The organism is Flavobacterium sp. N2270 (assembly GCF_025947225.1).
In the GTDB taxonomy this organism is placed as follows: Bacteria; Bacteroidota; Bacteroidia; order Flavobacteriales; family Flavobacteriaceae; genus Flavobacterium.
The window spans coordinates 1,540,872-1,555,373 of the sequence record NZ_CP110005.1 but is presented as its reverse complement, the minus strand read 5'-3'; the positions used below and the strand labels follow the sequence as shown (position 1 = coordinate 1,555,373).

Sequence of the window (14,502 nt, the reverse complement as noted above, 5' to 3'; positions counted from 1 at the left end):
TTAATTTATTAATGGCATTTTAATTGTAAAGGTACTACCCTTTCCTTTTTCACTTTCTACGAATATTTCTCCGTTATGGTCTTCCACAATTTGTTTAACATAAGCTAAACCAAGACCATGACCTTTTACGTTATGTAAATCTCCGGTGTGCTCTCTATAGAATTTTTCAAAAACTCTTTTTTGAGCTAATTTATTCATTCCTGAACCTTGATCTTTAATCTTAATTAAAATTGAATCTTTAACATTTTCTGTATAAATATCAATTATAGGCGCTTCAGGTGAATATTTAATTGCATTATCTAAAATGTTCACTAACACATTTGTATAATGAGTTTCATTTAACAAAATTGTTGTTCTGTTGGCATTAAAATGAACATTGATTTGTCCATCTCTATCTTCAACAATAAGTCCAACATGGTCAATTGCAACTTCTATTATTTCATTTACATCTCGTGGCTCTTTAGAAATATCTAATTCATTTTTTTCTAATCTAGAAATTCTAAGAACATTTTCTACTTGAGCATGCATCCTTTTATTTTCATCTTTAATCATTTTTAGATAACGCATTACCTTTTCTTGATCATTGATTATTTTTGGGTTTTTTATAGCATCTAAAGCTAAATTTATTGTTGCAATAGGTGTTTTAAACTCATGCGTCATATTGTTTATAAAATCAGTCTTTATTTCTGAAATTTGTTTTTGCTTAATTAACTGATTTAATGCACTTGAATAGGTTAAAACAATAATTAAAGTAAACAATAACGACAATGAAGTAATTCCTAATATAGAAGAGAAAACAAATTTATTCTTATGAGGAAATGAAACCAATAATTGGTACATACTTTTATTCTCATTGTCTTGAAAAATTGGAATTCCGTAAGTTGAAGTTTTATCATACTTAAACCTATCTGAACGGATTTTTGTTGCTAAACCGTTACTGTAAATCCCAAACTCAAAAGGTGTTTTTACACCATATTTATCTAGTTCTTCTTTTAGTATTTTTTGCAATTTTTCATTTGAAACTCTATCTTGAATAGGCCTTTGAGCAACCATATCCTTGAACATTACTTCAAACTGAGCTTTATCATAAGCTGTTACATTACCTGTCTTTTTTATAGTAACATCGGGCATTTTATTTAATTCAATTAATGAATTATCAATTCCGTTACCACTATAAATTTCAGTTTTTCTATTAGATACTATATTGCCAACATTTAAACTGTCGGCTTTTTTATCAAAGAACGATCCATTAATACCATAATTTTCTGCAACTACAGTATTAGTATAAATTATAGTTTCATTAGTATTGGTATTTCTTTCATAAAAAAATATTTCTTTTAAAACATTTCTTTCTGGTTCTTCACCAATACTGTCTTTTAATCTATTATATTCTGTAATAAATGAAATAAACTCTTGATTGTTCAAATTTTCAGCAACGTTGCCAATAACTTGTTGAACATGATTTTTAAATTGCTCTTGATTTACAGTTAAAGAAGTATTAATCCAATATAGCTGCACTACAATTATACCGACTAATGACAAACTCATTAAAAAAACTAATAATCTAAATCTTTGTTTATTCATCGATACAAATTTAACTTTTTAACATTTCAAGTTAAATAACATTAACCAAAGATTAACATTAAATGAGATTTTTATGAATTCTTTAAAACTTCAATTATGTTATCAATTTCCTTTAAAGTAGCCTCTAATTTAATATTATTAACAATAAAATTACTACTTTTTTTCTTAATTTCATCAGATAATTGATTCTTAATACGCTCTTTAACACTAAGTTCATTAGAATTATCTCTAAGAATTGTTCTTTGAATTCTAATTTCTTCAGGAGCTGTAACTAAAATAACAGCATCACAATCTTTATCACCTCCAGTTTCAAATAAAATAGCAACTTCTTTTATTATAAATGGATGTTTACTATGTCTTTTTAGCCAATTCGTAAAATGAGTTTTTACTTTGGGATGAATAATTTCATTTAATTTCTTTAACTTTTGAGGGTTATTAAAAACAATTGATGCTATTTTTTTACGGTCTAATTTATTTTTATTGTCTAAAACGTTTTCAGAAAAAATGGAAGAAACCTCTAAAACTACGGATTTTCGGTTCATAATTTTTTTTGCAGCTTCATCTGCTATATAAACAGGAATTCCTTTTGAAGCAAAATAAGATGCTACTGTAGATTTACCACTTCCTATTCCTCCAGTTAAACCAATAATTTTAGTCATATCTTAATTTTTAAAGAATAATTCTGGGTGTGCATCTTGAGGGCTTTTTTTAAACATAAAAATGTTAAAATACGAAATCAAAAAACCTTTTCCATAACCATAAAACTGATAAAAAGCTGCTACTAATGAATAAAATGCGATTTTTAAATTTCTATTTTCAATAAGCGATAATAAAAAAAGAGCCAGAAAATAAATTAAATATAGGATAAAGAATACTTTCATTTTAAAGAATAAAAATAAAATACTCATAATAAATCCTAAACAAAATAATGTAGGAAACCAATACGTTATTTTTGAATATTGAGGATACCATTTATTTAAAATAGGTCTCGCTTTTCCAAATTTATTTACCTGAATATAAAATTTATTCCAATTAATTCTTCTTTTATGATATACAAAAGCGTCTTTAATTAATTTTGTTTTAAAGCCTAAATTCCACAACCTAATTGACAAATCGGGATCTTCTCCTGGATGAATGTTTCCAAAGCCTTTAGAAGCATCAAAAGCTTTTTTCGAAAGTCCCATATTAAAACTTCTTGGTTGAAACTTACCAATTTTTTCACTTCCGCCTCTTATTCCTCCTGTAGTAAGAAAAGAAGTCATAGTGAAATTTATTGCTTTTTGAATATCTGAAAAACTTTCTAAAGCTTTATCTGGGCCACCAAAACAATCTACAAACTCACTGTTTAATGATTTTTCAACCTCTTTAAGGTAATTTGAAGGTAAAATACAGTCAGAATCTAATATTAAAAAGTATTCCCCTTTTGCATGTTGCATCCCATAATTTCTTGAATCGCCAGGGCCAGAATTAGGTTTAAAGAAATAAGAAATATCTAATTTTTCTTTATATTTCTTTATAACATCTTCACATTTAACTGAAGAACCATCTTCTATAATTACCACTTCAAAAGTAGTATCGAAGTCTAATAAAATTAAACTTTGAAGAAGCTCATCAATTTCTTCTGGGCGATTATATACAGGAATTATAAAAGAAAAATACATGCTTTACATTTTACACAAAGATATGTAAAATAAAAAAGTCCCACCTAAGTGGGACTTTAAAAATTATATTTAATAATTTATTATTGTTTCACAACTTTAATTGTTTTCACAGCGTTACCAACAGTTACATTTACAATGTAAGCACCAGCACTTAACTGAGACATATCAACTTGAGTTGAGTTAGCATTTATATTTCTTGAAATTACTTCTTGTCCAAGTAAGTTCATTACTCTAACTGAAGATATTTCAGAATTGTATTCTAAGTTTAGAACATCTTTCACAGGATTTGGATATGCTAAGAAAGCATTAGAATCGAATGAATCATTACTTAACACACATGCAGTTGTTAATTCAAAAGCACCTTCAGCAGTTCCAAAACCTTCTACCATTATGTAATAAGTACTAGTTCCATCAGCTGTAAAAGTAACTGTAGATTGAGTACCACAACTATCATCATTAAACATAAGTTGAGTACCACCACATGAATCAAATATTCTTAAATAACTATCAAAAGTAGTATTCGTACATAAACTTACTGTTATATCACCTGCTGCTCCATTATAAAAATACCAAACATCAGCAGAAGCATTACTACCACTATCTGTAGCACCAATACTTGTATCTCCAGTAACAACATCACCACAATTTACTTGAATTGCATTACTACATTCATCATTTGCTGGAGGTGTAGCTAAAGTAGTAAAAGAAACTGTAGACCAAGTACTATAAGTAGATCCTGCACAAACTGTTCTTACATGGAAGTAATAAGTTGTAGATTGAGTTAGACCAGTAGCGTTATACGTTTCTGAAGCATAAGGAGTACCAGAACCAGCTGGGTCTGTCGCAACCATATCTAATACATACTCATAACTACCTGTTGTAGCTGTCCAAGAAATATCAGCAGCAGCATCTGTTAAGTTTGTAACTGTTAAATTTGTAGGATTAGCACAAGCAGGAGTTTCTTCAACAATTACATCATCAATCAAGATATCGTTATAAAATGTAAAACCTCCATTAGAAACACCTGTAACAGTAAATCTAATTTGTATAGGACCTGTTATTGTTAAAGTAGTTAAATCTGTTGTAAATTCTACCCAGTTTGTACCTAAATTATCAATTACAGAATTTACAGTATTCCAAGCAGCACCATCATACACTTCAACATCTAAAGTGTTTCTTGCAGCATCATTAACGTTATTGCTGAATACAGCATATCTTAATCTTGGAGTAGTTAATGGTGCAACATCAATAAAAGGAGATAATAAAGTACTTACTTCACCATCTGTATTATCTGAACCATCCATTCCAATAAAAGTACCAGCAGCAGCAGTATGATCTGCTACAGTATTTGCACCATAATCAGCGAAACCTGCAGGTGTTGTTCCTGTCAAGCTTCCATATTCCCATGTAGTTGCCCCACCTTGTGACCAACAATTTGGAAAAGTATTAGTAGCAAATGGCTCGTTAAATGGTGCAGTATATACAGCACAAGCAGTTGTAAAATTATAAGGACCTGTCCAAGTACTATATCCGCTTCCACCACAGTCTGCTCTTACCCAAAATTCATAAGCTGTACTAGCTGTTAACACACCAGAAGGCGCTGGTAATGAACTAATATCAAAAGTAGTACCCGTTCCAGGTGCAGCAGCAGGCATTCCTGTTCCAGCAGCTTGAACAACATATTCATAATCAAATTGTAAACCTGCAGAACCATCAACCCATGATAAATCAGCTGAAGTAGCTCCAATATTTGAAGCTGACAATGTAGTTGGAGCAATACAAGCCGGTGTCATTCTAATTTCAAAATTATCTACTGAAAAATCAATATCAGCAGAACCATTTGTTGCACCTTCAACAACTCTAAATGCAAAACGAACGTCCATTCCTGCATAAGCATCTAAATCAATAATTGTAGGTGTACCTGTATTAGAAGGAACATTTGTATCGTTAAATGTATATAAAACTGTCCAATTAGTAGTTCCTGTAGATACTAAAACTTCTACAAAATCATCTGCTTCCCATGCAGTTGTTGGAGCATTTGTAGTATTCCATTGCGTAGCAGCAGCGTCAAATTTAATTTCGTAACCAGTTGCAGGAATAGTATAAAGAGGTGTTAATAACCAATCGTTAGCGCCTGTTGTCCAAATTTCATATCTAAAAGCACCAGTAGTACCTACATTTCCAAAACCATCAGCTATCCAACCTGAAGTTCCAAAAGTTGCTGGACCTGCTGTTAAATCTCCATTGTCAGCTTCTTGCCAACATTCAGGAACATAAGTTGTAAAATTTTCAAGTGTAGGAACAGTGAAAGCTCCACAAGCTGATAACACAACTGAAGCCGTGTTAGCAAACGCTCCACCATTTGTACAAGTTACTACTAATCTATAATATTTTGTAGTTGTAAAAGCTGGAGGAGTATATGAAGCTGTTGTAGCTCCAGTACCTCCTACTGCATTTGCCCATGCGTCTGCAGCACCATCATCGTCAGATTCTTCCCATTGAAAAGTTAAACCAGTAACTCCTGAACTATATCCACTTGCTACTAAAGGAGCTGGTGTTTGCCCTACTAAAAGTGTTTGTGTTGCCGGCGCCACTGTACCTGCAACTGGTGTTCCAGAACAAGGTGTTGGAGGAGTCCAAATAAATGCAGTACCAGAAGTTGGTGGCGTAACCGATGTAGAAAAAGTAACTGAAGAAGTATTTGTAGTACCTGCTGTAGTAGCATTCCAATCAGTAGTAGAAGTTCTATTATTAAAATCTGTACTTACAGAGCCTCCTAGACCAATTTGTGCTGTTTCGATATTAGCTGTAAAAACCATATTTCCATAAATAACTTCTACAATATTTGTAGTTTCATTTAAGCGAATTTGAAAACTCATGCTTTGACCAGTTGATCCATACTCAATATAATTTGTCCATTGGACAACAAAAACTCTATTTGGAGAAGAACCAATAGTTTCAATTCTAAGTTCTGCCCCTGTTTGAGCTTGTAAATCATCACCAATACCAGAAATTCTACTTCTTAATAAAGTAGGGGTAATAGTTGATGTTGAACTCAAAGGTGAATAACTACTAGTAGAAGCCATGTTTATAGATGGAGTTAGAGTACTCTGACCTAAAGAAATCCATCCGTTATTGTTTATTCCAACTCTATCAAAAACAACTCCATTGTATGTAAAGTTAAATCCAATTGGAAAACCAACACCTGTGGTAGCTGTACCTCCAGCTAAAGTTGCAGGATCTACAAATCTTTGATCATCTGATGTTGTACTTCCTAAAACAGTACCTCCAGTTATAGGAGTATAAGTCCCCGAACTTTGAGAAAACGCATATGCACTAACTTGCGCATAGGTCGAATACCCAAAGGCTATTAAAAAAGTAAATAATAATGTAATTTTTTTCATAAGTATATAATATTTTGTTAACACAAAAATACTCATTATTAGGTTATTTTTTTGTAGCTAAAGAGTTAATATCGATAAAATGTAATAAAACACCGACAAACGACAAAGGTTTGAGTGAAACTCAAACCTTTGTAACATATCCTATTTAAAATGTTAGAAATAAAACTAAATTACCTCTTTCTATTTCTAATTTATACTCTTTACTTGTACCATTTCGTTAGCATCAGCATCATAATCTACTCCTTCGAAGCCAAAACCGAATAAATTTAAGAAATCTTGCTTATAACCTGCTAAATCTCCTAATTCTACTAATGATTCAGTTGTAGATTCTTTCCATAATTTTGCAATACGTTCTTGAACATCATCACGCATTTCCCAATCGTCAATTCTTATTCTACCTTTATCGTCTGTTGGAACAGGTTTTCCTGAATACAATCTATCTGCATATAAACGCTGAATTTGTTCTATACAACCTTCATGAATTCCTTCAGCTTTCATAATTTTATATAATAATGAAATATAAAGTGGAATAACTGGAATTGCAGAACTTGCTTGTGTAACCAATGCTTTATTTACAGAAACATATCCTTTTCCGTTAATATCTTTTAATTTATTTGTAATTTCAAAAGCAGTTGCTTCTAAATGATCTTTAGCACGACCTATTGTTCCTTTTCTGTAAACTGCTTCTGTAACTTCTGGTCCAATATATGAATAGGCAATTGTTGTTAATCCATCAGCCAAAACTCCAGCTTCTTTCATAGCATCAATCCACATCATCCAATCTTCACCCCCCATTACAGTAACAGTGTTGGCAATATCCTCTTCATTTGCTGGTTCAATAGAAACATCAGAGACCTTTCCTGTATGAAAATCAACAGTTTTATTGGTAAAAGTTCCTCCAATAGGTTTTAAAGTTGAACGGTGTAAAACTCCAGTTTCAGGATGCATACGTACCGGAGAAGCCAAACTGTAAATGATTTGATCAACCTGACCTAAGTCGGCTTTAATCATATCAATTGTTTGTTGCTTTACTTCTTTTGAAAAAGCATCTCCATTAATACTTTTTGCATATAAACCCGCTTTATGTGCTTCTTGTTCAAAAGCCGCAGAATTATACCAACCTGGTGAAGCCGTTTTTCCTTCACTTGGTGGTTTTTCAAAGAAAACTCCAATTGTAGAAGCATTAGAACCAAATGCACTTGTAATTCTTGAGGCTAATCCAAAACCGGTTGAAGCTCCAATTACCAATACACGTTTTGGTCCGTTTATTTCTCCTTTTGATTTAATATATTCGATTTGATTTTTTACGTTTTGTTCACATCCTTTTGGGTGAGATGTTAAACAAATAAATCCTCTCATTCTTGGTTCAATAATCATAACTTAAATGTTAATTAGTTGAATTTGTTATTAGTTTGTTTGATTTACAAAACTATTAAAAAAAATTAGTTTAATAGTGCTTTTGCGTGATTTAAAGCCGAATCGGAAATTGATTTTCCAGATAACATTTCGGCAATTTCTTTTATTCTTTCTTCTTGCGTAAGCAATTTTAACTCAGAAACTGTTGTTTCGTTTTCTGTAAACTTATACACTTTATAATGTTGAGTTCCTTTTGCTGCAATTTGTGGTAAATGCGTAATGGCAAAAACTTGCATGTTTTTACTCATTTCCTTCATAATTTCACCAATTTTAATGGCAATTTCACCTGAGACTCCAGTATCAATTTCGTCAAAAATAATTGATGGAAGTTTGGTGTAATTTGCCATAACGGCTTTTATAGCCAACATAATTCGAGACATTTCTCCACCAGAAGCTACTTTTTTAAGCATTCCTAACTGCATTCCTTTATTTGAAGTAAATAAAGTCTCAATTGTATCTTTTCCTGATTTAAAATAAGAATCGGTAGCCGTAATTTTAAACTGAATTTGAGCATCGGGCATTCCTAAACTACTCAATATTGTTTCAATTTGAGTTGATAAGTTTCCTATGCTTTTAACTCTTCTATCAAATAATTGATTGGCAAATGCATCAACTCTGTTTTGAGCATCAGCAACTTCAGTCTCCAATTTATTAATTTGAAAATCTAAATCATCTACTTTTACAACCTTAGCATCTAATTCTTCTCGAATTTCAATTAACTCTTCAACAGAATTGACTTGATGTTTTTTCTGCAACGTATAAATAGATTGTAATTTAGTATTTACTTCTTCTAATCGTTCTGGGTTATTAATCACTTTTTCAGAAAAAGAAGAACATTCATTTATAATATCTTGAAATTCAATTTGAATGCTATTTATTCTTTCAGAAACATCTGCATAATTTTTAGATAAACCTGCAATTTTTTGCAAAGATTGTTTTACTTCATTTAGATGAACTGAAATTCCGATTTGCTCGTCATTTGAAATCTGTAATGCTTTATCTAAGCTTTCACTAATGAATTCAACATTTGAAAGTTGCTCTAATTCTTCTTCAAGCAATTCTTGTTCACCTTCTTTTAAATTAGCCAACAATAATTCATTCAACAAAAAAGTATTGTATTCTTGTTCTTTTGAAAGATTTTCTTTTTCTGCTTTAAACTGATTTAATTGTTTTTTTATAGAATTAAATTGTTTTAATTCTTTAGTATAATGAACAATTATTTCGGCGTTATTCGCTATTGCATCAACGATTTCTAATTGGTATTCTTCATTTAGAATTTCTCTTGTTTGATGTTGCGAATGAATGTCAATTAAAAAATTTGAAAGTTCTTGAAGAACATTTAAATTAACCGGACTATCATTAATAAAAGCTCTTGATTTACCAGAAGGTAAAATTTCTCTTCGAATGATTGAATTGTCTTCATAATCTAAATCGTTTTCAATAAAAAAGTTTTGAAGATTATAATTTTTCAATAGAAAATGAGCTTCAATAATACATTTTTGCTCATTATCTTTTAAAACTGATAAATCAGCTCGATTTCCCAAAACTAAACCTAAAGCTCCAAGAAGAATTGATTTACCTGCTCCTGTTTCACCTGTAATAATAGAAAAATTGTCAGAAAAATCAATTTCTAACGATTCTATTAAGGCATAGTTTTTTATAGTTAACGATAAAAGCATTTGAAAAATAGATTGAAAACAAATTAATTAATCTTGTTCCATTTTACAGAATTCAATGGTGAAATTCTATTTAGTGTTTCAATTAACTGCGCATTATTTGTAGCTGGTCCGCCAGAGAAAATACTTACAATTTCATCTGCTTTAGCATCAAAAAAAGTTCTAGTTAATAAAGCATTTGGTCTGCTTTTTTGAATTTTAGCAATTGTTTCAATTGAAACGGCAACTCCGTCTTTTCCTTTTGACAAATTATCTGCCATTAAGTCTAAGCCTTCAAAATGGTATTGATACAATGATTTTCTGTAGGGTTGAAATGTATTTGAAAGTAAATCAGAAATTAAGAAATAACGATTAGAATTTCCGCCATCTGATTGATTCCATCCTTTATACCCGCTAGATTGGGCAATATTCACAATATTAGAAGCTATTTCTAATTGTTTTGTTCCTCCTAAATCTTCAAAGGAATCTTTATCTAAACCAATTATCATGTTTGAATAAAATGCTAAAACAGATATTAAATTAGAGGTATAACTGTTTTGGTCATAAATTAATTGTTCAAATTCAATGTATCGAAAATTAAAATCTTTATCATTTATATTCAATATAGGTGATTCGTAAGTTGAATTAAAAATAGGTCTAGAAGACTGAATTTGTAAAGTAGACTCAAAATTATTAGAATTATACTTAGCAATATTTATAAAAAAGTTACAAGTAATTTTTTCATTTTGCTTGTATTCTTTAGCAGTCCATTTTGTTGTATTTAAAAACTCTATAAGTTGTTTTTCTAAATTTTTAAATATTTGAGGATTTACATCTGTCATTCTATCATAATTAATAGATACAGTTGCGTTTAACTCTTGCGAAAACAAAGATTGAAAACTAATAAAAGCTAATAATACAAATACAACTCTACTTTTCATAATGTTTAATAATTATGTTAACAATATCTTGAGCAACAGCTTCTTTAGACTTTAAATCCATTGGCAATTCCTTAAAATTTTTATCAATAAAAGTTACTTTATTAGTAGAATGGCCAAAACCAGCACCTTTATCGTTTAATGAATTTAAGACAATTAAATCTAAATTTTTCTTTTTAATCTTACCTATTGCATTCTCAATCTCATTTTCCGTTTCTAATGCAAAACCTATTAAAAATTGATTTCTCTTCTTCTCACCTAAAGTAGCTAAAATATCTTGAGTTTTCTCTAATTCAATTGTTAAATTAGTTTCTTGCTTTTTAATTTTTTGAGAAGCAACATTTTTAGGTCGGTAATCAGCAACAGCCGCAGCAGCAATAGCCACATCTACATTTTCAAAATTAGCATGGCATGCATCGTACATTTCTTGAGCTGAAACTACTTTTATTAATTGAATAGAATTGTCCTTTAAAACTTGATTACTTGGTCCAGAAACTAAAATGACTTCCGCTCCTTTATTAGCGGCTTCTTCAGCTATATCGTAACCCATTTTACCAGAAGAATGATTTCCTATAAAACGTACAGGATCTATTGCTTCGTATGTTGGGCCTGCTGTAATTAATATTTTTTTTCCTTTTAGAGGTAATTTTGACAATAAATCATTTTCTAAAAATGAAACTATATTTTCTGGCTCAGCCATTCTACCTTCACCAGACAAACCACTTGCTAGTTCGCCGCTTTCAGCTGGGATAATAGTATTTCCAAATTGTTTTAATTTAGAAAAACTTGATAAGGTTGAAGGGTGCTTGTACATATCCAAATCCATTGCAGGTGCAAAGTAAACCGGACATTTAGCAGATAAATAAGTGGCAATCAAAAGATTATCGCAATTACCATTTGCCATTTTAGACATGGTATTTGCAGTGGCAGGTGCAATAATAAATAAATCAGCCCAAAGAGCTAAATCTACATGATTATTCCACATTGCTTCTTTATCGTCTTCATTAAAAAAATCTGAATATACCTGATTTTTAGAAAGAGTTGACAAAGTTAATGGAGTTATAAAATCCTTAGAAGCAGGTGTCATTATCACTTGGATATGTGCACCTGCTTTTATAAATAGTCTAACAAGATGTGCTGTTTTATAAGCAGCGATACCACCAGAAATTCCTAGTAAGATTTTTTTACCGCTTAGTACAGACATAGTTTTTGTATTATTTTGTATCTCTATAATAGATTTTTTCTTCTAACCACTCTTGTACCGCTAATGCGTGTGGCTTTGGTAATTTTTCGTAAAATTTAGAAACTTCAATTTGTTCTTTATTTTCAAAAATTTCCTCTAAACTATCATTATATGTAGCAAATTCTTCCAACTTTTCAATTAACTCTTTTTTAATTTCAGTGTTAATTTGTCCTGCTCTTTTTGCCATGATTGTAATCGCTTCATAAATGTTTCCTGTTGGAGCTTCAATTACATTTTTATCATATGTAATTGTGTTTACTGAAGCATTTGTCTTTTTTAAATCCATGATTTAAGTCTTATTTAGAAAATTGTTGTAACTCTTTGTCAATACTTGCAGCCATTTCATCTGCCTCCGCTTTAAACTCTGTAGCGCTATTAAATTTTATTAAACTATTAAAGGTTGTCTTTGCATAATTTAATCTTTCTTCCTTTTTATATTCAACACTATTAATTGCAAGTTTATAAGCAGAATCTAATCTATAAAATAATGCTTGCTCTTTATATGGTGTTCCAGGATAATCTGCAATAAATAATTCTAATGCTTTTAATGCTCCTTTATAATCTGAAATAGTATTATATTGTTTTGCAATTTCAAAAGCTTTCATTTCCATCTTCTCTCTTAATTCTTTAACATAAGCATTAGCTTGTGGTAAATATTCAGAGCTTGGATAAGTATCTATAAACTTTTGCATTTTACTAATAGCTTTTTCAGAATCTGTTTGATCTAAACTATATACAGGTGATAATTTATAAAAACATTCCGCTCCTAAAAATGCTGTTTCTTCTCTTTTTTCACTTTTAGGGTAAGTTGCAACAAAATTTTCTAACTGATATCCAGCTAAATAATATTGTTTAGAATCATATAATGCTTTAGAATACAAATAGAACATACGCTCTGCTTGAGGTTTACCTCTATAAACTGGAGCAACTTGTTCGTATAGTCTTATTGCTTTTGTATATTTTCCTTTTTCATACATTGTATTTGCCATCTCACTCTTTACAGAAACATCGTCGCTTTTTAAAGCTTTTTGATATGGACTACAAGATACAATACTTAATACTAATAAAAGAAATCCTAAAAATTTATTCATTGATTGTTATTTTATGCTTTATATTCAGTTAAAACAACCCCTAAAAAAGCAACTGCAAATTTAGTTATTATTTATCTTCTAAAAAAATATTTTTTTTAACTTAAACTATTTGTGAATTTATTGATTCTAGAAGCTAAATCTTCATTTACATTTACAAGCGGCAATCTTACTGTGTTTTCAGACAAACCCAATGATTTAAATACTTCTTTAATTCCGCCAGGGTTACCTTGTTCAAAAATCATATCAATTGAATCTGCTAATAAGTAATGTAATTTATAAGCTTCATCTACTTTTCTATTTAACCCTAAACGTACCATTTCGGAAAATTCTTTTGGAAAACCTTCTCCAATAACCGATATAACTCCTGCTCCTCCAGCCAAGACCATAGGTAAGGTAATCATATCGTCCCCAGAAATTACTAAGAAATCTTTTGGTGCTGTTTGAATTAATCTCATTGCTTGAACAATATCTCCAGCCGCTTCTTTAATTGCAATAATGTTATCAAAATCCTTTGCTAATCTTACAACAGTTGAAGGCAACATATTACTTGCCGTTCTTCCTGGAACATTATACAATATAATTGGTAATGGCGAAGCTTCAGAAATTGCTTTAAAATGCTGATAAATTCCTTCTTGCGTAGGTTTGTTATAATATGGAGAAACTGACAAAATAGCATCAAAACTTGATAAGTCTCTTGTATTTAATTCTTCAACTACTTTAGCAGTATTATTACCTCCAACACCAAGAACTAAAGGCAATCTTTTATCATTAGCTTTAACAATTGTATCAATCACTAATTGCTTTTCATCACTTGAAAGCGTAGCAGACTCAGCTGTAGTCCCTAAAACTACTAAATATTCTACACCGCCGTTAATTACGTGATTAACAATTCTTATTAATGCTTCTGTATCAACAGAAAAATCTTTTTTAAATGGAGTTACAAGTGCAACTCCTGTTCCTATAAATTTGTTCATATTATAGTTTATTTAGTATTTTAAGGTATTTAAATAATTCGGAAATAAATTCTTTATATTGACTTACGCTTGTATTAATCATAAAATGGTTTACCCTTTTATCGATAGTTGAAAAACCAACTTTAAAATGAGCTTTTGATGCTTTTGAAACAAGTAACAATGAAGGTCTTTCAACTTCATAATAGTTAATTAATAAATCAAAGGGTTGATCTAAAAAGACATTGACCTCATTTTTACTAATTTCTCCATTAATTTTCATGTCGTTTCTTGTAAAAAAAAGTTCTTTAACTACCTCTTTTTTAGAAACTTTCTTCTTAAAAAGAAGAATTTTGATATTTTTTTGTTCAACTCCATATTGTTCGATTTCTTTTTTAAGAGAATCAATGTTTGAAAAATAAGACTCATCTATAATAACACCTACTGTATGAATTTTATTAATAGAAACGTCTAAGTCAGCACTAGTCAACTTAGAAGAAATAATTTTTTTAAGAAAAAAATCCTTAATTATTTTAGAAAACATAGTAATTTTACGTATT

At 30.3% G+C, this 14,502-nt stretch carries 12 protein-coding genes; all 12 read right to left on the bottom strand.

Translation table 11 applies throughout. The annotated features are described in order from the left end of the window. The 12 genes from OLM55_RS07245 to OLM55_RS07190 all read right to left on the bottom strand — a co-directional run bounded on the left by OLM55_RS07245 (window position 1) and on the right by OLM55_RS07190 (window position 14,486). Window positions 1–1,584, bottom strand: a complete 1,584-nt coding sequence (locus OLM55_RS07245) for a sensor histidine kinase (protein ID WP_264558247.1) — start codon at window positions 1,582–1,584, stop codon at window positions 1–3. A 71-nt stretch (window positions 1,585–1,655) separates the two neighbouring features. Beyond that, entirely contained in the window at window positions 1,656–2,243 is a 588-nt protein-coding gene (gene coaE, locus OLM55_RS07240; RefSeq protein ID WP_264558246.1) for a dephospho-CoA kinase, read from the bottom strand. 3 nt (window positions 2,244–2,246) lie between these two features. Further along, window positions 2,247–3,245 (bottom strand): glycosyltransferase, encoded by a 999-nt coding sequence (locus tag OLM55_RS07235; protein WP_264558245.1) that lies wholly within the window; start codon window positions 3,243–3,245, stop codon window positions 2,247–2,249. An 80-nt stretch (window positions 3,246–3,325) separates the two neighbouring features. Next, entirely contained in the window at window positions 3,326–6,649 is a 3,324-nt protein-coding gene (locus tag OLM55_RS07230) for a T9SS type A sorting domain-containing protein (protein WP_264558244.1), read from the bottom strand. A gap of 186 nt (window positions 6,650–6,835) precedes the next feature. Next, the gene (gene fabV / locus OLM55_RS07225) at window positions 6,836–8,026 is read right to left on the bottom strand and encodes an enoyl-ACP reductase FabV (protein WP_264558243.1); all 1,191 of its coding nucleotides are present in this window, start codon (window positions 8,024–8,026) and stop codon (window positions 6,836–6,838) included. Window positions 8,027–8,091: 65 nt separating this feature from the next. Beyond that, complete coding sequence (gene recN / locus OLM55_RS07220; RefSeq protein WP_264558242.1) at window positions 8,092–9,744, bottom strand: DNA repair protein RecN; 1,653 nt, start codon at window positions 9,742–9,744, stop codon at window positions 8,092–8,094. A gap of 23 nt (window positions 9,745–9,767) precedes the next feature. Further along, window positions 9,768–10,661, bottom strand: a complete 894-nt coding sequence (locus OLM55_RS07215; RefSeq protein ID WP_264558241.1) for a DUF4835 family protein — start codon at window positions 10,659–10,661, stop codon at window positions 9,768–9,770. Beyond that, a complete protein-coding gene (gene coaBC, locus OLM55_RS07210) occupies window positions 10,651–11,862 on the bottom strand; it encodes a bifunctional phosphopantothenoylcysteine decarboxylase/phosphopantothenate--cysteine ligase CoaBC (protein WP_264558240.1) in 1,212 nt (403 codons plus the stop codon). The genes OLM55_RS07215 and coaBC overlap by 11 nt, the downstream gene beginning before the upstream one ends. 10 nt (window positions 11,863–11,872) lie before the next feature. Further along, entirely contained in the window at window positions 11,873–12,187 is a 315-nt protein-coding gene (locus tag OLM55_RS07205; RefSeq protein WP_264558239.1) for a DNA-directed RNA polymerase subunit omega, read from the bottom strand. 10 nt (window positions 12,188–12,197) lie between these two features. Continuing rightward, window positions 12,198–12,992 (bottom strand): outer membrane protein assembly factor BamD, encoded by a 795-nt coding sequence (locus tag OLM55_RS07200; protein ID WP_264558238.1) that lies wholly within the window; start codon window positions 12,990–12,992, stop codon window positions 12,198–12,200. Window positions 12,993–13,087: 95 nt separating this feature from the next. Beyond that, entirely contained in the window at window positions 13,088–13,966 is an 879-nt protein-coding gene (gene dapA, locus OLM55_RS07195) for a 4-hydroxy-tetrahydrodipicolinate synthase (RefSeq protein WP_264558237.1), read from the bottom strand. A gap of 1 nt (window position 13,967) precedes the next feature. Continuing rightward, entirely contained in the window at window positions 13,968–14,486 is a 519-nt protein-coding gene (locus OLM55_RS07190) for a DUF6913 domain-containing protein (protein WP_264558236.1), read from the bottom strand. Window positions 14,487–14,502 lie beyond the last annotated feature (16 nt).